Consider the following 25560-nt stretch of genomic DNA (forward strand, 5'->3'; position numbering starts at 1 on the left):
TGTATCGACATGGGTGCTCCCCTCCGGGGTCACGGTCGGACGCTAGATCGTCCGGGAGCGCCTCTCCGAGCACTCCCGAAAGGCACGACCATGGAATTCACTTCTGCGCAGCGTCTTGACGACGGCTCCCTCGAGCGCGAATTCACCCTCGGCGAGATCCCCGGCACCCTGTGGACGCCCGAATCCGCCGTACCTGTCCCGCTGATCCTGATGGCCCACAACAACGGCCTGCCCAGGAACCAATCCCGGCTGGTGGCCCGGGCCCGGCACTCCGCGGCGGCCGGCTACGCGGTGGCCACCATCGACGCCGCCGGGTGCGGTGACCGGCCCCGTTCCGCCGCCGACGAGCAGGCGCGCGGCGAACTCCGCCGGGCGATGCAGGCCGGCGAGCCGGCCGAGGAGATCTTCGAGTCCCTGGTCGGCTCGCTGGTCGAGAAGGCGGTCCCGGAATGGCGGACCACCCTGGACGCCCTCCTTGCGCTGCCCGGGATCGGCGGCCCGGTCGGGTACTCGGGATGGATGGCCCTGGGCATCCGCCTGGCGGCGGTCGAGCCGCGCATCGCCGCCGCCAGCTTCTTCGCCGGGGTTTCGTGCCCCGCGCCCAGCACGAGGAGGCCCGGCAGGTCACCGTTCCGCTGCTCTTGCTGCTGCAGTGGGACGACGAGGGGAACCCCCGGCAGCGGGCCCTGGACCTGTTCGACGCCTTCGGCAGCAAGGAGAAGACGCTGCACGCCAATCCGGGCGGGCACACCGGTACCCCGTGGTTCGAGGTGGAGGACGGCAGCCGGTTCTTCGACCGGCACCTGAAGTAGCACCGGGCCGTAGGAAGGGAAGCGCCCCCCTGCCCCCCTGCCCTCCTGTCCCCGTCCTATTCGGTGACGGTGTCGTCGCACAGCGGCTTCGGGGGCGCCTTCTCGATCACGTCCCGCCAGTAGTCGGCCTCCCCGGCCGGACCACGGCGTGCGGGCTGGACCAGCGTGGCGAACGTCGTCGTCCCCGGATGCGCCTCCAGGTCCCCGGGGCCGATCGCGACCACGTACGGCTGCCCCGGCTCCATGATCACCTCTCGGCTCGAGGTGCCCACCGTGAACGAGCCGGGCGCACCGCCGGGTTCCACCCGCTGCGAGACGCCGATGGCCGGGGCGAACTTCCCCTTCATCGTCTCCACGATCCGTACCGGCGTCGTGACCAGCTGGGGGTTCTCGGCTCCAACCGCCTTCGGGTCGTGCGCCGCCTCGCCGGTGGCCTCGACCACGGCGATGCCCTGGGCGTAGGTCGCCACCTCGGAATCCGTACTTTCGGGGGGCGCGCCGCACAAGCTCTCCGTATACACCTCTCCACTCCCCACCCAGACGTACCAACCGCCGGTTCCGAGGAGCAGGGCGGCCACGGCCCCGCCCATCACCCACGTCTTCATGTTCACGATCCTGCTCAGGGCCTTGGTCTTGGTCTCGGTCTCGGTCTCGGTCATGGTCAGCCCCACAGTTTCGAGTAGTTGGCCCTGTCGACGTCCTGCGGAAGGTCGAAGTACGCGTGGGCGCCCGGCCACATCAGGGACCGCACGTAACCCGGCCCGCCCGCGTCGGACTTGTGACACAGCCCCAGGGCGTGGCCCAGCTCGTGCGCGGCGATCTGCCGGCGCTTGGTCTGGTCGGCACTCTTCATCGCCGCCGTGTTGAAGCGGATGTAGTCGGTCTGCCCGGGGCCTCCCCGGTAGTTCCATTTCGCGGCGGCGGTGTCCTTGGGGTCGTTGTAGTCCACGAACTCCAAGTCGTTGACCGTGCTCGCCGAGTCCGGGGCCAGCTTGATCTTGTGGCCCGCGTACTGCCACGCCTTGAGCGCGTGCTTGTACTCGTCGGCGTAGGCCGTGGTCGCCGTCCATCTGATCTCGCCGTCGTCCACCGAGCTGTACGACCGCGACTCGGACTCGCCCTTGACGCACGGCGCGGCGGCGACGGCTGCCGCCGGGGGCGGGGCGGTCAGGAGCAGGGCGGCAGCCGCCGATAAGGCCGCGAACAGTCGCTTCATCCCGTTTACGGTAGGGCCCCGAACGGCGGGGCCGATCGTTTCACCTCCCCCGCAAGGGCATGTTCCCCCGCCCCCGGAGCGGCAACGCCCGAACGCGTTCGAGGTGCCGCCCGTTGGTGCGTACGGCCGTGCGAACCGGTGCGGCGGGCCAGCGCAGGGGTTCGCTCAGCTCCATGTCGCGCACGCGGCGATACCGCGGACTGCCGCGTTCCCCCTCGGCGCGCGGCAGGTTGCGGCGCTCGCGCCGGGTGACGGGGACGCCGTCAGGCGCTGAGCCGGCCTGCCGCCAGGGCCTCCTTGACCTCGCGCGCCACGCGGGCCGCGTCGTCCGGGTTGTGCACCACGTCCGTGTGGTTCATGTCGATGACGAGGACCTCGCTGGCCGAGTAGTGCTTGTTCACCCAGTCGTCATAGCCGGCCCAGAGCGTCCGGTAGTACTCGACGAGGCTCTCGTCCTGCTCGAAATCGCGCCCCCGCAGCCCGATGCGGTGCAACACCGTCTCGAAGTCCGCCTTGAGGTAGACCATGAGGTCGGGCGCCTTGCGGTACGGCAGGCCGTCGATCTCGCGCATCATCTCGCCCAGCAGTCCCTCGTAGACCTGCATCTCGAGGGAGCTGATCCGGCCGAGGTCGTGATTGACCTTGGCGAAGTACCAGTCCTCGTAGATCGACCGGTCCAGGACGTTGTCACCCTGCTTGTACGCCTCCTTGATCGCGGCGAAGCGCGTCTGCAGGAAGTACAGCTGGAGGAGGAAGGGGTAGCGCTTCGCCTCGATCTCCTCGGGGCTCGCCGTGTAGAAGAGCGGGAGGATCGGATTGTCTTCCACGCTCTCGTAGAAGACTTCGCTGCCCAGCTCCTTGGCGAGCAGTTCGGCCACGCTCGTCTTGCCGATTCCGATCATGCCTCCGACGCAGATCACTGGCATTCCTCACTTCTCCCTGGGGGTCTTCTGTTCGCGGGCGCGTGGGCCGGGCGCCCCACCCCACTGAGACGCGTGTCGGCGGTCGCTCGATTCCCCATGATCGTCGTGATCTTCATGATCAGCGTCATGCGGTCCCTGCCCGGGCCGAAGCCCCCGGAGACAGGGATCCCTCCCCGGCGGGCCGGACCAACCGCCCCCTGGGTGCCGCGGACAGCGACGAGCCACCACCCCGCGGTCGCCTTGAAGCATAAATGACGCCGCGCCGCGGGCCCGCCCGGGCGCCGGCACCCGCTCCACCCCGCCCTTGTGCAGGCTGTCCACGCCGAGATCTCCCCGGCACCCCGCAGGACGGCTCCCCCCTCGAAGTGCCCGTCAGATCGACCCGTCCCAGCCATTGACTGAAATTTCCGTCAGTCCCTACTGTGAGCGCACCGATCGCCCCTGGAACGTCAGGGCCGCCGACGGATTCATGCAAGCTTCCGCGTACAGGAGCCCACATGGCCCCAGTTACCTCTCCCGCGCACGACTCCGCATCCCCTGCGGGTATCGAACAGCACTCGATCGACTGGGTGCCCCTATCCGAACGGCACGGCAAACCCTCGAGCGTCGGGGCCATCTGGTTCGTCGGCAGCCTCAACCTCACCGGCCTGGCGACCGGCGTCGTGACGCTCTCCATGGGCGCTTCGCTCGTCTGGACGGTGATCGCCACCGTCCTCGGCTCGCTCTTCGGCACGTTCTTCATGGCATTCCACTCGGCCCAGGGCCCTCAACTGGGCCTGCCCCAACTGGTGCAGTCCCGCCCCCAGTTCGGGTACCTGGGTGCCGCCTTCACCGTGTGGGTGTTCGCCTTGATCAACTACGTGGCCTTCAACACCTCCGACGCCCTGCTGTCCGGCCAGGCCCTGAACATGCTCACCGGGATTCCCAACGGGATCGGCTATGCGATGGCCGCCGTGGTGGCGGCCGTGATCGCCCTGTTCGGATACGAATGGATCCACCGCCTGAACAAATGGCTCACCTGGCCCTTCGTCGCGATCACCGCGGCGATCACCGGGGCGGCCCTGTTCGGCGGAGGGCTGCCGGACGGCGTCTGGGACGCCGGCCCGTTCGACCTCGCCCCGTTCATGCTCGTGTTCGTCTTCGTCGCGGGCTTCCAGCTCGGCTGGGCACCGTACGTCTCGGACTACTCGCGCTACCTCAGGCCCGACGTCCCCGTGCGCAGCACCTTCTGGTGGACCTACCTGCCCAGTGCGATCTCCGGGATCTGGGTGTTCGTCCTCGGGGCCGTGGTCTCGGCCGGCGCCCCCGAGGGAGCCGACCCGGTGACCGCCCTGAAGCTGGCGGCCGACCGGTTGTTCAGCGGGTTCGGCACGGTCGCCGTCGTCGTACTGCTGGTCGGACTGCTCTCCATCATGGCGATCAACCAGTACGGCGGCAGCCTCACCATGATCTCGATCATGGACTCGTTCCGGCCGGTCAAGCCGACGCGCGCCATCCGGGTCGCGACGATCGGGATCATGATGGTGGCCGTCGGGACGGTCTCCATCCTCGTCGGCATCGATCAGTTCAACTGGTTCTTCGCCAACGTGGTGGTGGTGCTTGCGTACCTCTTCATCCCGTGGACGGCCATCAACCTGGTCGACTTCTTCTTCGTCCGGCGCGGCCAGTACGTCGTCAAGGAGATCTTCAACCCACGCGGCATATACGGCCGATGGGGATGGCGAGGAAACCTCTCCTACGGCATCGGCCTGGCCTGCATGGCCCCGTTCATGGTCATCACCGGCCTGTACGTCGGCCCCGTGGCGGAGAACCTCGGCGGCGTCGACTACTCGATCTTCGTCGGCCTGCCGGTGTCCGGCGTCCTCTACCGGCTCTTCGCCCGAAGCCTCGACCTGGACGCCGAACGCCGGATGGTCCGAGAGGAGGGGCTGCTGGCACCGCTCCACTGAACGACCCGCGCCTGCACCTACAGGACCTCCACGAGCACGAGTAGGAGCACCACGTGACCTCAGAGAACGACGGCCGCAAGGCCGCCATCAGCCGCAGGACCCTCCTGGCCCGCACCGGAGCGGCCGCGGCCGCGCTGGCGGTGCCGGCCCTCGGCGGCATCCAGCCCGCCATGGCCGCCTCCTGGCGCGTGCCCGGGGAAGAGACCCCGCACAAGCGGACCTGGATGGCCTGGCCCTCGAGCTCCACGATCTGGGGCGGCACGCTGTCCAGGATCCAGTCCGACATCGCCAAGCTCGCCAAGGAGGTCGCCAAGTACGAGCAGGTCATCATGTGCGCGGACGGCTCCTCGGCCGCATCACAGGCCAGGAGCATGTGCGGGTCCACCGTCACGGTGATCAGCTCGGTTCCCGTCTCGGACTGCTGGACGCGGGACACCGGCCCGCTGTTCCGCGTCGACGGTACCGGCGGCCTGGACGCCATCGGCCTGAACTTCAACGCCTGGGGCGAGAACGCCACGAGCTTCTACGGGATCCCCGCCTCCGCCTACAACAAGGACCGCGCGGTCGCGCAGAACCTCGCCGCCCACAACGGCGTCCCGTTCGCCAGGGCGGCCGTGGTCGGCGAAGGGGGCGGCGTGGAGTACGACGGCGACGGCACGCTGATGGCGACGGAGAGCTGTTGGGTGAACTCCAATCGGAACCCCGGCAAGACGCGAAGCCAGATCGAGGCGGAGCTGCTCTCCCGGTTCGGCGCCTCGAAGATGATCTGGCTGCCCGGCGTCACCGGGGAGGACGTCACCGACGGCCACATCGACGGCACCGCCCGCTACATCAAGCCCGGGGTGGTGATGGTGCAGTTGGCCGGCGCGGTGCGGCCGGCCGTCTGGACCGCCAACGCCAACGCCATCCGCGACGTGCTGGTGAACGCGACCGACGCCCGGGGGCGCCGACTCCAAGTCCTCACCATCGAAGGCCCCGACGTCCTGCCGCGGATCTCACGGGGCAAGCAGGCGGCGTTCCTCAGCTCCTACATGAACTGGACGGTGACCAACCAAGCGGTGATCACCACCCAGTTCGGCGACACCGCCAAGGACGCGGCGGCCAAGACGGCCATCGCGGCCGCCTACGGCAGGCCCGTCGTACAGCTCAACCTCGACAACCTCTACGGGAACGGCGGCGGTGGCGCGCACTGCGTCACGATGCAGGAGCCCAACCGCTGAGCAACGGTCCCGGGTCTCACACCGGAGACGCGGGCCCGCCCGGCGATGCACGAAATCGTTACTGACTGAATTTTCAGTTCAGTCCAGGATGTGGGACGCATCACCTGTCTCTTGTTCACCAGGGAGTCCCATGAACAACATGGCCTGGCCGGCGCTTTCCTCGGTGTGGGGCAACAGCCTCGGCGCGGTGCGCAGGGACATCGCCAAGGTGGCGTACGCGATCTCGCGCTACGAGCCGGTCGTGCTGCTAGCCCGCCCCCAGCCAGGCCGCGGGACGCCGCTCCTCCAGGCGAACCGCACCCTGTTCGCCAGGTCCGGTCGGCGGCCGGCGAGACGGCCTCCTGTCCGGCTTCAGAGCGAGCCGTCCAGAGGCCCTGCCGATGGACGGGCGACAGCGAATGACCGCCGAAATCCTCGCGTGTTACCTGCTGGTAGGCAATGATGGCGGGCGACCATCCACACGGCGGAGGCTGAGGCAGCGGTGACGACTTTCGACGGACCGACGATCGTGCACGCGTTCCGGGACGACGCCCTGGGAGAGCACGACGCCGTCGGTCTCGCCGCGGCGATCCGGCGGGGCGAGGTCTCCCCCGCCGAGGCCGCCCGGGACGCCCGGGCGCGGGTGCGGGCGGTCGACGCACGACTGGGTGCGGTCCAGGTGCACGCCGACGGCCCGGCCCACACCGCCGGGACGGGCGGCGCCTTCGCCGGGGTGCCGACCTTCGTCAAGGACAACACCGATTACCAGGGCCTCCCGACGGGCCACGGCAGCGCCTCCTTCCGGCCGAAGGCCGCCAAGCAGCACGCGCCGTTCACCCGGCAGCTCCTGAGCAGCGGCGTCACGGTCCTGGGCAAGACCCGGCTGCCCGAGTTCGGGTTCAGCCCGACCACCGAGTACGACGGTGCGGAGCCGGTGCGCAACCCGTGGCACACGGACTACTCGGCGGGCGGTTCCTCGGGCGGCAGCGCCGCGCTGGTCGCTGCCGGTGCGGTGCCGATCGCGCACGCCAACGACGGCGGTGGCTCGATCCGGATACCCGCGGCCTGCTGCGGGCTCGTCGGCCTGAAGCCGAGCCGTGGACGGGTCGTGGCGAGTGCCCTGGGCCGCCAACTGCCGCTCGACATCATCTCCGACGGAGTCGTGAGCCGTTCCGTGCGGGACGCCGCCGCGTTCCTCGCCGCCGCGGAGACGTACCGGCGGAGTCCCGGACTGCCGCCCGTGGGCCTGGTCGAAGGACCCTCGGCTCGACGGTTGCGCATCGGGTTCGTCCTGGACTCGCCGAACGGCGTGCACTCCGACGCCTCCACCCGGGCGGCGGTCACGGAGACCGTGGCGACGCTCGAACGGCTCGGGCACACGGTGGAGCCGGTGGAGTTGGGCATGGATCCGAGCTTCACCGACGACTTCCTCACCTACTGGGGGATGCTGTCCTTCCTCCTCGGCGTCACGGGCCGGACCCTCGGCGCGGACTTCGACCGGCGCCGCATGGACGGCCTCAGCCGGGGGTTGCGCGAGGAGTACCTGCGGAACTGGCGGCGGACTCCCGGCGTCCTGCGGCGGTTGAAGCGCACGAAGGAGGCTTACGCGGCGTCCTTCCGCGGGCTCGACCTCGTGATGTCGCCGGTGCTCGCCCACACCACGCCGCCGATCGGCCACCTCAGCCCGACCGTTCCCTACGCGAAGCTGATCGAGCGGATCCTCGCGTACGTGGCGTTCACGCCGGTCGACAACGTCGTCGGCACTCCGTCGATCTCCGTCCCCTCCGCCGCGGCGACCCCGGACGGCCTGCCCGTCGGCGTCATGTTCGCCGCGCGTCCCGGCGGTGAGCGCAAGCTGCTGGAGATCGCGTTCGAGCTGGAGGCGGACCGGCCCTTCCGGCGCATCCAGGACCAGTGACGTCGGCACTCTGCACGAGGAGCGGGGCGGGGCCTGCGCCCGCTACCCGGCGGCGGGCGGCAGGTGCTCCACGCGGAGGGGCTCGAAGGCGATCCGGGTCAGTGCCCCGTCCTCCGTCCATCGCACCTCGATGGAACCTCGGTCCGCCGTCACCGCGGTGACCATCTCGGTCATCACCGCGGTGACCATCTCGGTCATCACCTCGGTGACCGCTTCGGGCATCGGCTCCGGACCGGGTTCGCCGGTGAGCGAGACCAGCGCCGCGTAGAGGCGCGTTCCGCCGCCCTCGGCCGTCAGGCGGGGCACGCTCGCCCACCGCGTGAAGGCGGTCCCGGCCGGCGCCCTCGCCTCGTCGCGCGCCTCCCAGCCGTACACCGGGTGGAGCTCCGAGCGCAGCGGCTCCTCGGGTCCCGTGGCCCAGCCCGTCTGTTCCACGCGGGCTCCGTACGGGGCTCCGTACACCCGGTGCACGCGCAGTTCGTGCCGGCCGCGGACGAAGGTGACGCTCTCCACGCGCAGGCCCGGGACGGTGGGCGGGCCGCCCGGGAACACCGGCCGGTGCCAGGAGGCGGCCCAGCCCCAGCCGCTGCCCTGACCGGTCCCCAGCGGGTGGATGCGCCGCCGGACACTGCGGGCGCCCGCGACGACCACGGCAAGGTGGTTGTCCGGGGTGTTGGCGATCGCGGTGGGGCCGCTGCGGGTGGAGTAGGCCTGGCGGGAGTAGAGCGGGTCCTCGTCGCGGGCCGCTTCCGGCTGGTCCGGCCCGACGTGGTCGCTGCCGTGGTTGTGCAGTCGTACGATCCCGTCGGCGCGGGTGGACTGGACGAGCAACCCGGGCGCGGCCAGGGCGAGCACCTGGTCGGGGCCCTCGCTGGGCGCGGGCTGCTCCGTCTCCGTCCACAGCGGGTGCGTCGCCGGGGCGAGCAGGCAGACGAAGGCCTTGGAGGCCCAGTACGGCGAGGCCGGACCCGAATAGCGTTGGAGGGTCGCCCCGTGCGGGCCGTGCCAGCCGAGGCCGAGCAGGCCGTCGGCGCCGACGGCGCCCCGGTCCAGGAAGTAGCGCAGCGAGCCGCTGATCAGTCGGCGCGAGGTGCCGGGGGTGAGCGGGGTGTGGCCGGTGACCGCGCCGAGGCCGACGGCGGATGCCGCGGCGAAGCGGTAGGTGAGGGAGCGCCCGAAGTGGATCGGCGCCCCGTCCGCCCCGAAGAGGAGGGAGAAGCCGTCCAGATGGGCCCGCAGACGGTCACCGTGCGGGGCCGGTCCGTCCGGCACGGCGGGGCGGGGGCCGTCGGGTTGGGTGCCGAGGTGGGCGTCGGGTTGGGTGCCGAGGTGGGCGTCGAGTCGAGTGCCGAGGTGCGCGTCGAGCACCGGATAAAGGTGCAGCGCCCAGCCGTTGTAGTGGTCGAAGGCCCTGCCGTCGCCGTCGGCGTACCAGCCCTGGCCGCCGTACCAGCCCTCCAGGAGGTCGAGGGCCCGGCTGCGGGCCCTGGCCGTCTCGGTGTCGCCGCGGCCCACGGATTCCAGGAAGCCGGCCACGGTGTACGGGAAGAGGTACCAGTTGTTGGGGCTGGGCACGTGGCGCAGGGCTCCGCGCAGCCACTCCTCGGCGCGGTCCTGCACCGCGCCGTCGAGGCGGTCCCACAGCCACGGCCGGGTCAGCCGGAGCCCGAGGGCCACCGACGCCGACTCGACCATCGGCTGGCCGCCCGCGTGCACGTCGCGGATGACCGGCCAGGACTCCGCATCGTCGCGGCCCGGCGTCCGGGTTCCCGCCGCCAGCCCGTCCGCGTACCGCTCCAGCCAGCCGTACGGGTCCGCTCCCCCGACCCCCGACACCCGGAACGCCGCGGCGAGGAAGGTGCGTGCGTAGCCTTCGAGCCCGTCGGAGCGTACGCCCGAGGCCGACGGCCGTCCCGGCAGGTCGAGCAGGGCCCCGCGCGGCGTGGCCCACCGCCAGGCCGCGCGCAGCAGCCCGTCGGCCACCGCCTCCCAATGCGCGCGGGTGTAGCCGGTGTACGGGCTCGACGCGCGGTCTTCGCGGGGCAGTCCGGGAAGGGTCATGCGGGGATCTTGATCGAACGGCCGGATCGGGTCAAGGGAGCGGATCCAGGGAGTGGATCAAGGGTTCAAGGGCCGGTCGAAACGATCCGCCGGGTATCGGGCCACGGCGATCGGACGGGGCTCAGGCCGCCGCGTCCCAGGCCGTCGTCAGCCCGTCCAGCCACGCGGGCGGCAGCTCCGCCGCGTCCCATTCCTCCCGCAGCGCCTGTGGCTCGGCGGCGAGCCGTTCGAGCACGGCGATGCTCGTGGCGGAGTGGACGAGCGAGAAGCGGCCGTGCACCGTGATGGCGCTGCCCGCTCCGAACGTCGCGAACAGCCGCCCCAGCCGGGCCCGGTGTTCCTCGGTGAACTCCGTCAGCCGCCCGGCGTACCGGGCCCGCTGCCGCGGGCTCATCGTGGCGAGGACGGCGGTGAGCACCTCCTCGGTCGCCTCCGGATCCAGTTCCGAGACCTCGGCGAACGACAGGTACAGGGGCGTGAGCGCCACTTGCGTCCGCTCCACCTCCATGCGCCTGGCCCGCGGGGGTTGGCCGGCCGCGTCCTCGTCCCCCTCCGGGCTGACCACCCGGAGCAGGGTCCGCTCGGTGACGGCCCCCAGCTCCGCCAGCACGTCCCCGGCTCCGTCGAGCCACCCCGAGTCGTACGGCTCGCCCTTGTCCCCCGGCGCACTCCGGTCCCGGCCGCTCAGTTCCTCGTACGCGAGCGCCAGCGCTCCCGCCTCCAGCAGGCCGGTCAGTTCGCGCGCGTCATCGGAAGGGACCCCTGCGCGCGCGAGGAGTTGCAGGAGCGTCGTCCTCGCGTTGTCGACGCTGATCTCGTCCGGCCACTGCCGTCCCTCGTCGGCCCCGCTCATCAGATCCTCTCCGTTCTCGGCCACCGCACCGCCCGGCACTCCATTGTGACCGAGCGTTGTCGAGGAGGCCGGACCCCGCGTTCCCCGGTTCGTTCCCGCAGCTGCGGGAACCGGCTTCCTGAGCTGGGACTCTATGCGCCCGCGCGCTGTTGTCGAGCAGTTTCCCTGCATCCGGCAATCTACCCATAACCTGCACCCGGACCGCCGCGCCCGCCTCCACGCGCGCCCTCGCAGGAGAAGCCGCTACACCTCCCGTACGTACGCTCCGGCGCGCGCGGCCGCCGCCGCAGCGGCCGCCGCGCGGTCGGCCTCGGCGTCGTCCAGTGGGAGGGTCGTGGTCAGGAGGCGGTAGTAGAGGGGGGCGGACACCGCTCGGATCACCTCGTGCGGGTCGGTACCCCCGGGCACCTCGCCTCGGGCCACGGCCTCCCGGACGCACTGCGCCCACTCCTCGACGCGCACGGCGTAGAACCCGTGCAGGGATTCCGCCGCCTTCGGGTCGCAGGTGGCGGCCGCGATCACCGCCTTGAACAGGGCCCCTTGCCGCGGGTCGGCCAGGGTGCGGCACACCAGCCGGGCGTTGGCCGTCAGGTCCCCGAGGAGCGAGCCCGTCTCCGCCCGCGGTACGGACTGTTGCGCCATGTCCAGCAGCACGTCGGCCACGAGGCCGGCGACGGTGCCCCAGCGGCGGTAGACGGTCGTCTTCCCGACGTCGGCGCGCCGCGCGATGTCGGCGAGGTCCAGGTGCGCGAAACCCCGCTCGGCCAGGACGTCCTCGGCGGCCCGGAGCACCGCTTCCCGCACCCGCGCCGTACGCCCTCCGGGCCGCGCGCTCCCCGGGCCGGCGCCCGGCTCGGCCCCCGGTCCGGCCGAGCCGGCCACCCGGTCCGGCCCTGCTGCGGCGAACTCCATAACGGGACTCCAGTTCCATTAAGCGATGGGACTTGATACGCTCGGGCCATCTTAACGGAACCGCAGCCCCATTAGATGGGGTCGCGGGTGATGAGGGGATGCGTCATGGAGTACAGGCGGCTGGGGACGTCCGGGCTTCTGGTGCCGGAACTGAGCTTCGGAGCGGGCACCTTCGGCGGGCAGGGGCCGCTCTTCGGCGCCTGGGGCGACACCGGCGTGCAGCAGGCGCGCCGCCTCGTGGACATCTGCATCGACGCCGGAGTCACGATGTTCGACACCGCCGACGTCTACTCCGCCGGCGCCTCGGAAGAGGTCCTGGGAGCCGCCCTCAAGGGGCGCCGGGACCAGGTGCTCATCTCCACCAAGGCCGGTCTGCCCATGGGCGACGGCCCGGACGGGGCGGGGACCTCGCGGTCCCGTCTGATCACGTCCGTCGACGACGCGCTGCGCCGCCTGGACACCGACCACATCGACCTCTTCCAACTGCACGCCTTCGACGCCGGCACTCCCGTCGAGGAGGTGCTGTCCACCCTGGACGACCTGGTCCGGGCGGGAAAGATCCGCTACACCGGCATCTCCAACTTCTCCGGTTGGCAGGCGATGAAGTCCCTCGCCGCGGCCGACCGGCACGGCCGCCCGCGCTACGTCGCCCATCAGGTCCACTACTCCCTCGTCGGCCGCGACTACGAATGGGAGCTCATGCCCCTCGGGCTCGACCAGGGGCTGGGCGCGATCGTCTGGAGCCCGCTCGGCTGGGGCCGGCTCACGGGCAGGATCCGCCGCGGCCGGCCGCTGCCGGCCGGGAGCAGGTTGCACGACACCGCCGACTACGGCCCGCCGGTCGAGGAGGAGTACCTCTACCGTGTCGTCGACGCCCTGGACGAGGTCGCCGCGGAGACGGGCAGGGCCGTCCCCCAGATCGCCCTGCGGTGGCTGCTCCAGCGGCCGACCGTGTCCTCGGTCATCGTCGGCGCCCGCAACGAGGAGCAACTGCGCCAGAACCTCGGCGCCGTGGGCTGGACGCTCACCGCGGAGCAGATGGCGAAGCTGGACGCGGCGAGCAGCCGGACGGCCCCCTACCCCTACTTCCCGTACCAGCGGCAGGAGGGCTTCGCCCGCCTCAACCCGCCGGCGGTCTGACACGCGCCCCGTGCGCGGGCCTTCAGCCGAGCCACAGGATGTTCAGGACGGACAGCCGGTGCAGGGGCCGGTTGATCCAGTAGGTGAGCGACAGCCGGCCGACGGAGGCCAGTCGCACGTCGTGTCCTTCGGGGTCGTCGGGGTTCCACTGGCGGAATCCCCAGGGGTCGACCACGGCGGCGTCCAGGACGTCCCAGACCGTGTTCTCGGCGTCCTCGGGCAGGCCGTCGAGAACCTTTGCGGCCGGCCCGGAGAAGCGGATCGCGTACGGCTGTCCGGTCACCGGCGTCTGCTCCGCGGTACGGCCGTCTCCACGAAGGCGCTGTCGTCGTAACCGGAAGCGACGAACGCGTCGACCTCGGGGGCGGAGGCGAGGCGGGCCTGCCAGACCTGGAGGGTCTCGTACAGCACGGCGAGCGAGAAGGTGCCGCGGGACTCCTCCAGGGCGGCGGTCCACTCCCGTTCGAAGGCCGGCACCCACTGCGGGGCCCGGCGGTCGGCACGGAGCCGGTCCAGGAGTTCGGCCGGGGCTCCCGGAGCGGGGGCGTACGGCGTGACGGTGGCGTGGTCGGGCTGCGCGCTCATCGGCTGTTCCTCCCGGCGGGTCGTACCGCCACGGTACGCGCACCAGGACGCCCGGGATGCGGGCATGGCCGGATCCCCCCGCGCAGGGGCGCCCGACGGACGGGCACCTGACGCCCGCTCATGGCGAGCCGCTCGTCAGGAAGGCTGCCACCGCGGCCCTGGTGAGGGTCCGGTAGCGGTGCTCCGCCGTCTCGGCCGTGAAGTGGCCCGCGAGCTCCAGGGTGATCGAGCCGTGGGCGGCCGCCCAGATGATGTCCGTGACCTCGTCGACGTCCGCGTCCGGGCGGAAGACGCCGGTCGCCACGCAGGCCCGTACGGCTTCGCGCAGGACCTCCAGGCTGGCGGCGGCGATCGCGCGGGCCTCGGGAGTGGGGGTGAAACCGGGGATGAGGCCGGCGAACATGACCTGGTAGAGGTTGCGTTCGGTCAGGGCGTTCTCGCGGTAGGCGCGGCCCAGGTCGGCCAGGTGGGTGGGCGGGTCGGCGGACGGGGGGACTGCCTCCAGACTGCGGCGCAGGCGGGCGAAACCCTCCTGGTACAGGGCCTCGGCGATGCCGTCCTTCGCGCCGAAGTGGCGGTAGAGGACGGTGGTCGAGCAGCCGGCCGCGGTGGCGATGCGGCGCATCGTCAGGGCGGCCGCGCCCTCTGCGGCGAGGAGCTGGGCGGCCAGGTCGAGGAGGGCGGCGCGGAGCGCTTCCTGGCCCTGGGCCTGGGTGCGGGTGTAGAGGTCGCCGCTCATGCCGACTGCCAGTCACCGAGGGGGCGGTAGATCGGGATGCCCGCTTCGGTGAGCGCGGTGCGCTTGGCGAAGTACTCGTCGCCCATCGGGTCCAGGCCGCGCAGGGGCATGGTTCCGCGCCAGATCGTCAGGTCCTCCGGGGCGAGCTGCTCGGCGCGCGCGAAGTGCGCTTCGGCTTCGGCCGCGCGGCCGTCCCGGTGGAGCCACAGGGCCAGGGCCGCTTCGGTACGGGCCGACTGCTGGGTGGCCGTGGCACGGCGGGTGTGCCGGGCGACGTCCTCGTCGGACAGCCCGCTGTCGCCGGTGAGGACCCAGCGGTCGAGTGCGGCCAGCGCCGCGCCGGAGTCCAGGCCGGACAGTTCGCGGAACAGGTCGGTCGCGAACTGCGTGTCGTGGGGACGGGCCACCTTCCCCTCCTCGTCGATCCACAGGACGGTCGGGACGTTCAGGACGTCGTAGAGGTCGGACACGAGGCCGTCGGTGTCGATCAGTGCGGGGTGGGTCACCGCGGCCTCGGCGATCCACGGCGCGGCGTCGGCGGCGCGGCGGTCCACGGCGACGCTGAGGACGCTGAATCCGTGCTCGGCGAGTGCGGCGTGGCGGCGCTCCCATTCGGGGAGGTCGTAGCGGCAGCCGCACCACGAGCCCCAGAAGACCAGGGCGACCTTGCGACCGCGAAGGTCGCTCAGCGAGTGCGGCACGCCGTCGACGTCGGGGAGGGTGAAGTCGGGGGCGGTGGCGCCGGCGAGGGCCTGTGACCGCTCCTGCGCGGAGACTCCGAGGGCGATCACCCCGGTGTCCGTCGCGACCGGGCGGTCGAGGATCCCGGCGAACGCCACCGGGTCGAGCAGGCCGTCGTGTTCGGCCCGGGCGGCGGCGGAGACGGGCACGCACAGGTCGCCGCGGCACCATCCGTGCGGCTTGCGGACCCAGCCGAGGGCCTCTTCGACCGCCTCGGGGGCCAGGAGGACACGGCCCTCCGGGCCCGCCTGCGCGGCTACGACGGTTTCCCTGCCGTCGTCCAGGATCGTGACGTGCGCGCTGTCCATGACAACCCCCGCTGCCCTCGCGAAAAAACCTCGTGATGAGAAAGTAACATCGTTATTCCTTGTGTGGCAAGGGCATCTGGGCGGCGCCTTCGGGGCTTCCGTACGCTGGCGGCATGCGTACGCGTCCCACCTTGAGCTGGACCCCGACCGCGGACCTGCCGCCCGGCACCACGGACCCGGGGCCGGTCGCCGACGCGCTGCGGGCCGGCGGGGTGCTGGTGCTCAGCGGGGCCGGGATGTCCACGGAGTCGGGCATCCCCGACTACCGGGGTGAGCGCGGCAGCCTGCGTCGGCACACGCCCATGACCTACCAGGAGTTCACCGCGAGCGCTCAGGCACGGCGCCGGTACTGGGCGCGCGGCCACCTCGGCTGGCGCACGTTCGGGCGCGCCGCGCCCAACGCCGGACACCGGGCCGTCGCGGCCTTCGGGCGCGCCGGGATCCTCGCGGGCGTGATCACCCAGAACGTCGACGGACTGCACCAGGCCGCCGGCAGCGAGGGGGTGGTGGAGCTCCACGGAAGCCTGAACCGGGTCGTCTGCCTCTCCTGCGGCGCCCTCAGCACCCGGCAGGAGCTCGCCCGACGGCTGGAGGAGGCCAACACGGGCTTCGAGCCCACGCCCGCCGCGCTGAACCCGGACGGCGACGCCGACCTCACCGACGACCAGGTCCGCGGCTTCCGCCCGGCGCCCTGCGCGCTGTGCGGCGGCATCCTCAAACCGGACGTGGTGTTCTTCGGTGAGAGCGTCCCGCCGGAGCGCGTCGGACACTGCCGCGAACTGGTCGAGGCGGCGACCTCGCTGCTGGTCCTGGGCTCCTCGCTGACGGTGATGTCCGGGCTCCGGTTCGTCCGCCAGGCGGCGCAGGCCGGGAAGCCCGTACTGATCGTCAACCGGGACCCCACCCGCGGCGACCGCCACGCCCTCACCCGGGTCGCGCTCCCCCTGGGCACGACCCTCACCGCCCTGGCCGACGGGTTGGGCCTCCCCCTGGACGAGCGGGCCACCCACCTCTGAGGGGGCCCCTTCTCCCCCGTGCGCCCGTGGAGGCGGGGGCACGGCGGGGCCGGCGCGTCAGGCCAGCGGGCCGAGCACCTCCTGGGATTCGATGAGTCCCTGGTCGCTCGGGGGCTTCCCGTCGCCGAAGACCCGTACCGCCTGGCGCGCCCTGAACTCGGCGTGCGCCTCGGCGGGCTTCGCGTAGCCGTGCCGGGTGCGGGCCTGTTCGGGGGTGAGGACCTCCTTGGTGCGGGGAGGAACGCCGAGCTTGACGGGCGCGACCACCGTGACCGTGGAGGGGGAGAGCATCCCCAGCAGGAACAGTTCGACCCGGGGGCTGAGGTGGGCGAGCGCGAAGGAGATCCGCATGACCGGGACGACGAGCACGTCCAGGAGGCGCGACTGCCGGATCTGCGCCATCTCCCGCATCCAGCGCGGCATGGTGGCGATGGTGGCGATCCGGTGCGTCCGCGCCACGACCGTCCGGGCGGGCTTCATCCACCACGCGGTCGGCGGGAGGACGAGGCCGGTGTCGAGGAGGTGGTTCATGGCCTGCCGGGCGATCGGGCTGGCCTCCAGCTGCGGGCGCATGCGCTCGAAGTACGCCCGGATGCCCGCCCGGTCGCGCGGGACGTCGTCGGGCGAGCAGGTCTGGAACTCCGCGGCGAGGGCGCAGGACTCCCAGTACTCCTTCTCCTCCTCGGCGGTGAGCTTGCCGGGCCCGTACTTCTCGTAGGCGTAGAGGATCGAGTGCCAGCCGGTGAGCTGTATCCACAGCTGCGAGGCGGGGTCGTTGGCGTCGTAGGTGCCCTCTCCATAGGGCAGGTGGCCGATGGCCTTCGAGTGGACCTTGACCAGGACGTCCGCCGCCTTGCACACCTGGTCCGAGCCGGCGAAGGCCACCATGGCGAAGTAGCGCAGCGTGCGGTCGTAGCGGGTGCGGGTGCGCTCGTAGATGCCCTGGGTGCCGTGGACCGCGGCCACCAGCGGCGGGTCGAGCTCCTCCACGACCACGGAGCGCTGGAAGCCCACCGTGGGCGCCGTCGGATAGCTCCACACCTTCCAGACCACCGATCCGGGACCGAAGAACCCGTAGTCCGCGTGCGGTTCGACCTCTTTGCCGTTCAGTCGGGCCATCAGGCCGCTCCCTCTGTGTTCTTGGCAGCGGGTGCGTACCGCTCCCCCAATAAGACAGGACTGTCTTAAATTAAGACACGACTGTCGTAAGATGCCAAGGTGTCGACACCGACGTCTCCCACCGACAGGCCGCGCAGGCGGCGCCCCTACGCTCCGCGCGTCCCGATCGCCGAACGCCGCGAGCAACTGCTCGACGCCGCCCTCGCCGTGATCGTGAGCGACGGCTACGGCCGGGTGTCGATCGACGCGATCGCCAAGCGGGCGCAGGTCGCCCGCTCCGTGGTCTACGGGGCCTTCGAGGACCTCGACGACCTGCTGCTCACCCTCCTCGACCGGCAGCAGGAGCGCGCGTTCACCCGCCTGCTCGCGAGCGTTCCCGACGCCCTCCGCACCCGCGACCCGGTCGACTTCGCCTGCGAGGCGGTGCACCGGATGGCGGCCATGCTGCGGGAGGACCCGGACACCTGGCGCCTGATCCTGCTGACTCCGGCGACCACTCCCCCGGCCGTCCACGCACGCATCGAAGCCGACCGGGAGCGGTTCCGGCGCCGGGTCGCCGCATGGATCGAGTCCGCGCCGGCCACGGCAGGGCCCGCACCGGACCCCGAGGTCCTCGCCCACGCGCTGGTCGCCTCCGCGGAACACTTCGCGCGCCTCGCGCTGACCTCCGCCGCAGCGATCGACGCCACCCGGCTCGCCGGCCAGCTGCGGCTCCTGCTCGGCGGCATCTGGCCCTAGGTAGCGGACCGGCCCGGTATCGGGCCGGCCGCCACGCCCGGTGCCCCGGTCCACGCCGGATCGGCCGCATCCGTCCCATACTGGGCAGGCGCGGGAACCTGGCCGCGCGATCCGCCGACCGCCCCGGGACCAGGCCCGCAACCCGCCCCACCCCGTGTGCCGGGGGTGCTCGACCCGTCGGGAGCAGGAGTCGACTCCGCAACTGCGGCTTTCGCCCGAAGGCCCGCCTCCGCCCCGCAGGCGCTACGTCGTCGCGGCCGTGGGGTGCGCCGCGGGGATGGTCGGTCTGGACCAGACCGTCGTCGCTGTCGCCCTCGATCCGATGGCGCGCAGCCTCGGGCTCACCACCTTCATGATGCACGGCGTGGTGCTCGTCTACGTCCTCGCGCTGGCCGCGTTCGTACCGGTCGGAGGCATGCTGGCCCGCAGGATCGGCCGACTGACCACCTTCCGGGCCGGCGCCGCCCTCTTCGCCATCGCGTCGGGGCTCTGTGCGCTCGCCCCGCCGGGGGACGCCGCCGAGCCGTACCTGGTCGCGGTCAGGGCCGTGCAGGGCGTCGGCGGCGCGCTGATGATGCCGGTGACCACATCCGTGATCGCGGACGTGTACGAGGAACGGTCCCGGGGCAGGGCCCTGGCCGTCTACGCCGGTCTGGCACAGCTCTTCCTCGTCCTGGGACCGATCGTGGGCGCGGTCCTCACGCAACTCTTCGGCTGGCGCTCGGTCTTCCTCGTCAACCTGCCCGTCGGCGCCGCGTGCCTGTGGATGATCTCGCGGGCACGGCTGAGCAACCGGGCGGGGGGCGGCTCGCTGTCCGTGGTGCAGCCCCTCGTGGTGATCTTCTCCCTGGTGGTGCTCATCCTCGGGCTCTACCAGTGCGGTGTCTGGGGCTTCACCGACGTCAGGACGCTCACCGCACTCACGATCGGAGCCGGGGCGATGCTCGTGGCGGTGCGGCTCATCCTGAGGTCCCCCCGGCCCCTTCTCGACCTGCGGCTCCTGGGCATCCGCCCGTACGCCGCGGCCGCGGCGCTCACCTTCCTGGTGCAGGGACCCCAGCTGATCGTGCTGGTGCACGGCACGGTGTACCTGCGCCGGAGCATGGGCTTCTCGCTCCTCGCCACCGGGACCGCCCTGCTGCCCCTGGTCGCGGCCTCCGCGGCGGGAACCTTCCTCTCCGGGTACCTGCTGGACCGCTACCGCTCGGTCCGGGTGCCCGTCCTGCTCGGCCTGGCGGCGGCCACCGTCGGCGCGGCGGCCTGGACGGCCGTCCTGCCGTCGCTCGCGTACCCGTGGCAGGTCCCGGCGATGCTCCTCGCGGGGTTCGGGATGGGCCTGCCGGTTCCCGCCCTGAGCGCCGAACTCATGCGCGTGGTTCCCCCGGACAAGCGGGGGGACGCCTCAGTCCTGCGCCAGAGCATCCGGCAACTGGGCGGAGCGGTCGGGCTCGCGGCGGCGGGGGCCGTGGCGCTGGCGGTCAACGAGAACTCCGCCGACGAGGCCGGCGTCGTCACCGTCGCCGCGACCTCGGCGTCCTTCATGGTCGCGAGCTGCGTCCTGGTCTTCGCCCTGCCGCTGGCGGCCGTCACCCTGCCGCGCAGGGCGGCCCGTACGGGCGGACACCGGAACGCGGACGGGCGGCCCGGCCCGCCGTCCCCGTAACGGCGCAACGGGCCGGCACGGCCGCTCCTTCAGCGCAGCCAGACCGCGGTGTCCCGGGGCAGGGCGCCGTTCTCCACGAGGCCGCTCGCGATCAGGACTTCGGTGTGCTCCGGCAGCGGGACCGGGCCGTCGGCGAGGTTCACCAGGCAGCGTACGGAGGACCCCGCCGCGGTGCGGGCGAAGGCGAGTAGGCCCGGCCGGGCGGGCAGCCAGGTGAATCCACCGTCGAGCAGGGCCGGTTGGGCGGACCGCAGCGCCAGCGCCCGGCGGTAGAAGCCGAGCATCGAGTCCGGGTCCGCGCTCTGCACGCGCACGCTCCGCGCGGCCCACTCGGCCGGCCGCGGCAGCCAGCTCCGCGCGTCCGGTGCCTCGTCTCCCCACGGGAGCGGTACCCGGCAGCCGTCCCGGCCGAGGTCCTCCCCTCCGCTCTGGAAGAACGCCGGGTCCTGGCGGAGCTCCGGCGGGATGTCCTCGATCTCCTCGAGGCCCAGCTCGTCGCCCTGGTAGACGTAGACGCAGCCGGGCAGGGCCATCGTCAGCAGGGCCGCGGCCCGGGCCCGGCGCCGCCCGAGGCCGAGGTCGGCGGGGACGCCGTGCACGCGGCGGCCGTCGAGGGCGTACGAGGTGTCGGGGCGGCCGTATCGGGTGACGTGGCGGGTGGTGTCGTGGTTCGAGAGGACCCAGGTGGCGGCGGCGCCGACCGGGGCGTGCTCGGCGCGCGTGGAATCAATGACCGTGCGCAGCGCGGTCGCGTCCCAGGGGCTCTGGAGGAAGGGGAAGTTGAACGCCGTGTGCAGTTCGTCGGGGCGCAGGTACCGGGCGAAGCGCTCCGGGTCGGAGGTCCACACCTCGCCCACGAAGACCGGTTCGTGGGCGTAGGAGTCGAGGACCTTGTGCCAGGCGCGGTAGATGTCGTGGACGCCGTCCTGGTCTGCCCAGGGGACGGGCCCGCCCTCGTGGTCGGGTAGTTCCGGGTCCTTGACGAGGTTGTCGGCGACGTCGATGCGGAAGCCGTCCACGCCCCGGTCGAGCCAGAACCGCAGGATCGACTCGAACTCCGCGCGGACCTCGGGGTTTTCCCAGTTGAAGTCGGGCTGTTCGGGAGCGAACCGGTGCAGGTACCACTCGCCGGGCGTGCCGTCGGCCTCGGTCACCCGCCGCCAGCCGGGGCCGCCGAAGGCGGACTGCCAGTTGTTGGGCGGCAGTTCGCCGTGCTCGCCGCGACCGGGGCGGAACCAGAAGCGCGCGCGTTCGGGCGAGCCGGGGCCGGCCTCGACGGCCGCGCGGAACCAGGGGTGTCGGTCGGAGCAGTGGTTGGGAACGATGTCGACGATGACCCGGATGCCCGCGTCGTGCGCCTCGGACAGCAGCGCCTCGGCCTCCGCCAGGGTGCCGAACACCGGGTCGATGTCCCGGTAGTCGGCGATGTCGTACCCGCCGTCGGCCATCGGGGACGGGTACCACGGGCTGATCCACACCGCGTCCACGCCGAGCCGCCGCAGGTACGGAAGGCGCGCACGGATCCCGGCCAGGTCACCGATCCCGTCGCCGTTGCCGTCCGCGAAACTGCGCGGATAGATCTGGTAGATCGCTGCACTCCGCCACCAGTCGGAGGGTGCCGGGGAAGGGGGTTCGGAGGCCGCGGGGAAGGCCTCGGGACGGGCCTCGGGGGTCTGCATGCGGCGAATCTAGAGAGCGCTTTCTACGACGTCAACGGGTGTGCCGGAAAACTCATGATCGCAATCGGGGCTCGGGCGCCGGGCTCACGCCGTCACGGGGGTCGGGGCGGTCCGGGCGCGGAACGTACGACGGTAGGCGTCCGGCGGAACGCCCACCGTGCGGGCGAAGTGGCGGCGCAAGGTGGTGGCGGTGCCCATGCCGGTGGCCGTCGCGATGACGTCGACGGTGTCGCCGGTGGTTTCCAGAAGTTCCTGCGCGCGGCGGATGCGCTGGGTGAGCAGCCACTGCAACGGGGTGGTCCCGGTCACCGATTTGAAGTGGCGGCCCAGGTGACGTGAGCTCATCCGGGCCCGGCGCGCCAGATCTTCCACGGTGAGCGGCTCGTCGAGGCGTTGCAGCGCCCAGGGGAAGAGGTCGGCGAGCGGGTGGTTGCCGGGGGCGGGCACGGGGGTGGTGACGAACTGGGACTGGCCGCCGTCGCGGTGCGGCGCCACGACCAGGCGGCGGGCGATCTTGTTGGCGACGGCTGAGCCGTGGTCGAGGCGCACCAGGTGCAGGCACAGGTCCATGGCGGCGGCCTTGCCGGCGGAGGTCAGCACGCTGCCGTTGTCCACGTAGAGGACGTCGGGGTCCACGGTGACGAGGGGGTGCCGCCGGGCCAGTTCGTCGGTGTGCGCCCAGTGCGTGGTCGCGCGCTTGCCGTCCAGCAGGCCGGCGGCGGCCAGGACGAAGGCGCCCGTGCACAGGGAGGCCACGCGCGCGCCGGCTCGGTGGGCCGCGCGCACCGCGTCGATCAGCTCGGCCGGCGGGTCCCGGTCGACGTCGGCCCAGCCGGGGACGATCACGGTGTCCGCTCGCGCGAGGTGGTCGAGTCCGTGGTCGGGTTCCAGGCTGAAGCGGTCGATCCGTACGGCGGCCGGTCCGCAGAGCGAGAACTCGTACCAGGGGTCCACGAGGTGGGTCAGGTCGGAGCCGAAGACCTCGCAGGCCAGGGAGAGCTCGAAGTGCAGCATGCCGTTGGTGACGGCCAGCGCGACGGTGGTCATGTCCGGAAGTGTACGGGTCGTGTCGTTCCGGACAGTGGTCTCCGGGCGGAGCTCCGCGACAGGATGTTCACGACAGAGCGCGGCGGGCCTCGAGGGCGTGCGGCGGTCATCCGGGTACGGGCGAACGACGGGGAGCGGGACCATGGGATCAGGCCGGACGGTGGCGGTGTTCGGGGCCTACGGGCACACCGGGCGGTTCGTGGTGGCGGAGCTGGTGGAGCGCGGGTTCGTGCCGGTGCTCTCGGGCCGCGACGGCGAGAAGCTGAAGGCGCTGGCGTACGAGACCGGTCTGGAGGCCCGGCCGGCGACGGTGGGCGACCCTGACGCGCTGGACCGCGCGCTGGCCGGCACGGCGGCCGTGATCAACGCCGCGGGGCCCTTCGCCTCGACGACGGGTCCCGTGATCGAGGCGGCCCTGCGGGCCGGGATCCCGTACCTGGACGTGGCCGCAGAGCTCGAGGCCAACATCGACACCTTCGCGCACTTCGCCGACCGGGCGCGGGAGGCCGGTGCGGTGATCGTGCCGGCGATGGCCTTCTTCGGCGGCCTGGGCGACCTGCTGGCCACCGCGGCGATGGACGACTGGACCGAGGCCGAGGAGGCGCACATCGCGTACGCCCTGAGCAGCTGGCACCCCACCGCCGGGACCCGGCTGTCGGGCGCGGTCTCGCGGGAGCGGCGCGGTGAGCGGCGCATGCGGTACGCGGGCGGGCAGTGGGAGTACCGCACCGACGCCGCACCGACCCTCGAATGGCGGTTCCCCGAGCCGATGGGTGCCCGGCAGGTGATCGGGGAGTTCACGATGGCCGACGTCGTGACCGTGCCCAGCCACCTGTCGATCCCGGACGTGACCACCTACATGACGGTCGAGGCGGTCCGCGACATCGCGGCCCCCGGCACGCCGGCCCCGACGGCGACCGACGAGAGCGGACGGTCCGAGCAGACCTTCCTCGTCGACGCGGTCGTCCGCTCGGGCGGCGCCGAACGCCGCGCCGTCGCCCGCGGGCAGGACATCTACGCCGTCACGGCCCCCCTCGTCGTGGAGGCCCTGGATCGCGTCCTGACCGGCCGGACCCGCACGGTCGGCGTCGCCTCCGCGGGCGAGATCTTCGACGCGCCCGACTTCCTGCGCGCGCTGGCCCCGCACATCACCCTGGAGCTGCTCCCGTAGGGGAGGAGAATGTGACGTCTTGCGAACGGACGGGGTCGGGGCCGCCCACGGACGGTCAAGGTGATCGACAATGGGTCGGCGCCCTGCCTGCACGGTTGAGAGGAACCCTTGATGACCACACCGCGGGACTTTTTGATCATTGCCATGGCCCCGGAGTCCGGCCGGGCCGTCGAACAGGGTGACCTGTCGCTCGCGCTCGCGGGGGCCGAGGCGGTCGACCTCCTCGCCGCTCGGGCCATCGGGCTGGACGGCGATCGCATCGTGCCCGGCGAGCGGGCGGCGCTGGGTGACCCCCTGTTGGACGCGGCAGCGGCGTCGCTGGTCCGCGAGGAGCCCTACGAGTCCGTCGCCGACTGGCTGTGGCGCAGGGGGCTCGGGCTGTCCGCAAGCTATCAGGCCGTGCTCGAGGAGGAGGGGCAGCTCGTACGCCAACGCCGCCGCGGGTTCTCCCTCCGGGCCGGCGATCTGGTGCCTGCCGACTCGGCTGCCCGACGGCAGGCCGAGGAGCGGTGGCGGTCGAAGGAACCCGTGCTCGTGCTCCTGGCGGAGGCGCTCGAGGGCGGCGGCGACCGGGGCGCAGACGCTCCGGACGTGGCGGACGACGCCGTCGCGACGGTCCTGGCCGCCGTCAACGACGCATTGGTGGAGCTGGCGGGCGTACGGCAACGCCGGGCCATCGAGAACGCCGCCTTCGACAACATCTGGCGCGGCAGCGGCGGTTGAGGACTCAGGGAGACGCCGGCGGGGCGCCGTCGACGGCCCACCACCACGCGATCGATGCGATCGGCGGGGGTGTGAGGGGGGTGTCGTCCGGTGGGCCGTACGCGGCTCCGGCTCCTCGGGGCTGGTGGTGGTCGCCGTCCGGTTGCCCGGGGTGGTAGCGGGAGGTCGCCGCGCACCAGTCCCGTACGCCGCAGACGTACTGGGTGAGCACGTCCAGATACCGCTGGATCCGCGGGTCCGCCGAGGCCTTCGCGGTCTGCTCCCCCAGGTGCAGGAACCGGCGGGCGATCAAGTCCCGCAGTGCGGAGGCGGCTTGTAGGCCCTGCCCGGGTCCGGGTCTGTGCGGGCCGTCCAGGAGGGCGATCAAGTTGCCGCTGCGGCTGCCGCGTTGGCTCTCCTTCGCGAAGGAGTGGATGTCGGTGTCGACCACGACGATGCCCGCCGCCATCTCGGTCAGCGCGCGGATCCGCGCGTCCTCCCACAGCGGTGCGGGCAGCGCGGCCCCGATCGCGTCCAGGAGCACGGGAACGGCCAGGGCCGCTCCCGAGTGCAGGCGGGTGAGCAGGTAGTCGCTCACGTCCTGCGGACTTCCCGGCGCCGTCGGGGCAGCGCCCGTGCCGGCCTCGGCGAGGAAGTAGCCGCGCATCGCGTCGACCCATCTCCTGACCTGTACCGGGGTCGCGAGCGCCTCCACGCGGAGCCGGATGTCGCGCAGGGCCAGGCAGAAGGGATCTTCGCCGAGGGGAATCCCGGGGGCCTCGATCGTCCGCTGGAGGCGCGCGACCATCGTGAGCATCTCCGTCGGGGTGAGGCCCGGGAAGTCCTCGTCGCAGTGGTCGTCGAAGGCGAACACCCACACGGCGAGGTCGCTGAGCAACTGGGCCGCGAACGGGTCGGCGTAGGGGGCGATCCTCACCGCGATCCGGTTCAGCCCCGCGGTCATCCGCGCGCTGCGCTCCGGCCCCCCGCCCAGGCCGAACCGGTTCATGAACTCCACTGAGCGTGCGTCGAGATCGGTCCCGCCCGGGCAAAGGGCCTTCGGACGGGG

General features: G+C 72.2%; 23 protein-coding genes and 1 pseudogene. 10 read left to right on the plus strand and 14 right to left on the minus strand.

From position 1 onward, the window contains the following. Positions 1-90 precede the first annotated feature (90 nt). Positions 91-812: pseudogene (locus tag ACE1OC_RS00875) on the plus strand (dienelactone hydrolase family protein). Positions 813-868: 56 nt separating this feature from the next. Here ACE1OC_RS00875 and ACE1OC_RS00880 read toward each other — a convergent pair. From ACE1OC_RS00880 to ACE1OC_RS00890, 3 genes are all read right to left on the minus strand, one after another. Continuing rightward, entirely contained in the window at positions 869-1471 is a 603-nt protein-coding gene (locus tag ACE1OC_RS00880) for a hypothetical protein (protein WP_407835291.1), read from the minus strand. A 2-nt stretch (positions 1472-1473) separates the two neighbouring features. Further along, positions 1474-2028 carry a matrixin family metalloprotease gene (locus ACE1OC_RS00885; RefSeq protein WP_407835292.1) on the minus strand — a complete coding sequence of 185 codons (555 nt, stop codon included), beginning with the start codon at positions 2026-2028 and terminating at the stop codon, positions 1474-1476. A gap of 263 nt (positions 2029-2291) precedes the next feature. Next, positions 2292-2954 carry a deoxynucleoside kinase gene (locus ACE1OC_RS00890; protein WP_407835293.1) on the minus strand — a complete coding sequence of 221 codons (663 nt, stop codon included), beginning with the start codon at positions 2952-2954 and terminating at the stop codon, positions 2292-2294. A 494-nt stretch (positions 2955-3448) separates the two neighbouring features. On the opposite strand from ACE1OC_RS00890, the gene ACE1OC_RS00895 reads away from it, so the two are divergent. The 3 genes from ACE1OC_RS00895 to ACE1OC_RS00905 all read left to right on the plus strand — a co-directional run bounded on the left by ACE1OC_RS00895 (position 3449) and on the right by ACE1OC_RS00905 (position 8017). Next, positions 3449-4900: a purine-cytosine permease family protein gene (locus ACE1OC_RS00895; RefSeq protein WP_407835294.1), complete on the plus strand. Its 1452-nt coding sequence runs from the start codon at positions 3449-3451 to the stop codon at positions 4898-4900. 53 nt (positions 4901-4953) lie between these two features. Beyond that, a complete protein-coding gene (locus ACE1OC_RS00900) occupies positions 4954-6120 on the plus strand; it encodes an agmatine deiminase family protein (protein ID WP_407835295.1) in 1167 nt (388 codons plus the stop codon). Positions 6121-6601: 481 nt separating this feature from the next. Beyond that, entirely contained in the window at positions 6602-8017 is a 1416-nt protein-coding gene (locus tag ACE1OC_RS00905) for an amidase (RefSeq protein WP_407835296.1), read from the plus strand. A 42-nt stretch (positions 8018-8059) separates the two neighbouring features. Here ACE1OC_RS00905 and ACE1OC_RS00910 read toward each other — a convergent pair whose 3' ends face one another. The 3 genes from ACE1OC_RS00910 to ACE1OC_RS00920 form a co-directional block, all read right to left on the minus strand. Continuing rightward, complete coding sequence (locus tag ACE1OC_RS00910) at positions 8060-10078, minus strand: DUF2264 domain-containing protein (protein ID WP_407835297.1); 2019 nt, start codon at positions 10076-10078, stop codon at positions 8060-8062. Between the two features lie 121 nt (positions 10079-10199). Next, a complete protein-coding gene (locus tag ACE1OC_RS00915) occupies positions 10200-10955 on the minus strand; it encodes a hypothetical protein (RefSeq protein WP_407835298.1) in 756 nt (251 codons plus the stop codon). Positions 10956-11174: 219 nt separating this feature from the next. After that, a complete protein-coding gene (locus ACE1OC_RS00920; RefSeq protein ID WP_407835299.1) occupies positions 11175-11843 on the minus strand; it encodes a TetR/AcrR family transcriptional regulator in 669 nt (222 codons plus the stop codon). A 105-nt stretch (positions 11844-11948) separates the two neighbouring features. Here ACE1OC_RS00920 and ACE1OC_RS00925 point away from each other — a divergent pair, with 105 nt between their 5' ends. Next, positions 11949-12983, plus strand: a complete 1035-nt coding sequence (locus ACE1OC_RS00925) for an aldo/keto reductase (protein ID WP_407835300.1) — start codon at positions 11949-11951, stop codon at positions 12981-12983. A gap of 22 nt (positions 12984-13005) precedes the next feature. Here ACE1OC_RS00925 and ACE1OC_RS00930 read toward each other — a convergent pair whose 3' ends face one another. The 4 genes from ACE1OC_RS00930 to ACE1OC_RS00945 form a co-directional block, all read right to left on the minus strand. Further along, complete coding sequence (locus ACE1OC_RS00930; protein ID WP_407835301.1) at positions 13006-13266, minus strand: hypothetical protein; 261 nt, start codon at positions 13264-13266, stop codon at positions 13006-13008. Then, positions 13263-13568 carry a DUF6247 family protein gene (locus ACE1OC_RS00935; protein WP_407835302.1) on the minus strand — a complete coding sequence of 102 codons (306 nt, stop codon included), beginning with the start codon at positions 13566-13568 and terminating at the stop codon, positions 13263-13265. The genes ACE1OC_RS00930 and ACE1OC_RS00935 overlap by 4 nt, the downstream gene beginning before the upstream one ends. A 118-nt stretch (positions 13569-13686) precedes the next feature. After that, entirely contained in the window at positions 13687-14307 is a 621-nt protein-coding gene (locus tag ACE1OC_RS00940) for a TetR/AcrR family transcriptional regulator (protein WP_407835303.1), read from the minus strand. Then, the gene (locus ACE1OC_RS00945) at positions 14304-15356 is read right to left on the minus strand and encodes a redoxin domain-containing protein (protein ID WP_407835304.1); all 1053 of its coding nucleotides are present in this window, start codon (positions 15354-15356) and stop codon (positions 14304-14306) included. Before ACE1OC_RS00945 ends, ACE1OC_RS00940 begins: the two co-directional genes overlap by 4 nt. Positions 15357-15469: 113 nt before the next feature. Between ACE1OC_RS00945 and ACE1OC_RS00950 the strand changes: the two genes are divergently transcribed. Continuing rightward, a complete protein-coding gene (locus tag ACE1OC_RS00950) occupies positions 15470-16372 on the plus strand; it encodes an NAD-dependent protein deacetylase (RefSeq protein WP_407835305.1) in 903 nt (300 codons plus the stop codon). A 57-nt stretch (positions 16373-16429) separates the two neighbouring features. Here ACE1OC_RS00950 and ACE1OC_RS00955 read toward each other — a convergent pair whose 3' ends face one another. After that, positions 16430-17491, minus strand: a complete 1062-nt coding sequence (locus ACE1OC_RS00955) for an oxygenase MpaB family protein (protein WP_407835306.1) — start codon at positions 17489-17491, stop codon at positions 16430-16432. Positions 17492-17590: 99 nt separating this feature from the next. Here ACE1OC_RS00955 and ACE1OC_RS00960 point away from each other — a divergent pair, with 99 nt between their 5' ends. Continuing rightward, positions 17591-18229 (plus strand): TetR/AcrR family transcriptional regulator, encoded by a 639-nt coding sequence (locus ACE1OC_RS00960; RefSeq protein WP_407835307.1) that lies wholly within the window; start codon positions 17591-17593, stop codon positions 18227-18229. Between the two features lie 277 nt (positions 18230-18506). Continuing rightward, positions 18507-19892 (plus strand): MFS transporter, encoded by a 1386-nt coding sequence (locus ACE1OC_RS00965; RefSeq protein WP_407835308.1) that lies wholly within the window; start codon positions 18507-18509, stop codon positions 19890-19892. A 29-nt stretch (positions 19893-19921) separates the two neighbouring features. Here the strand turns inward: ACE1OC_RS00965 and ACE1OC_RS00970 are convergent, their stop codons facing one another. Further along, positions 19922-21571 (minus strand): glycoside hydrolase family 13 protein, encoded by a 1650-nt coding sequence (locus ACE1OC_RS00970; RefSeq protein WP_407835309.1) that lies wholly within the window; start codon positions 21569-21571, stop codon positions 19922-19924. Positions 21572-21655: 84 nt separating this feature from the next. After that, complete coding sequence (locus ACE1OC_RS00975; protein ID WP_407835310.1) at positions 21656-22618, minus strand: helix-turn-helix domain-containing protein; 963 nt, start codon at positions 22616-22618, stop codon at positions 21656-21658. A 142-nt stretch (positions 22619-22760) separates the two neighbouring features. Between ACE1OC_RS00975 and ACE1OC_RS00980 the strand changes: the two genes are divergently transcribed. Further along, entirely contained in the window at positions 22761-23789 is a 1029-nt protein-coding gene (locus tag ACE1OC_RS00980) for a saccharopine dehydrogenase family protein (RefSeq protein ID WP_407835311.1), read from the plus strand. 111 nt (positions 23790-23900) lie between these two features. Continuing rightward, a complete protein-coding gene (locus ACE1OC_RS00985) occupies positions 23901-24512 on the plus strand; it encodes a GOLPH3/VPS74 family protein (RefSeq protein ID WP_407835312.1) in 612 nt (203 codons plus the stop codon). Between the two features lie 4 nt (positions 24513-24516). On the opposite strand, the gene ACE1OC_RS00990 is transcribed toward ACE1OC_RS00985, so the two are convergent. Continuing rightward, positions 24517-25500 (minus strand): terpene synthase family protein, encoded by a 984-nt coding sequence (locus tag ACE1OC_RS00990; protein ID WP_407835313.1) that lies wholly within the window; start codon positions 25498-25500, stop codon positions 24517-24519. Positions 25501-25560 lie beyond the last annotated feature (60 nt).

Origin of the sequence: Streptomyces stoeckheimensis, from assembly GCF_045822005.1 — a bacterium.
GTDB lineage: Bacteria > Actinomycetota > Actinomycetes > Streptomycetales > Streptomycetaceae > Streptomyces > Streptomyces stoeckheimensis.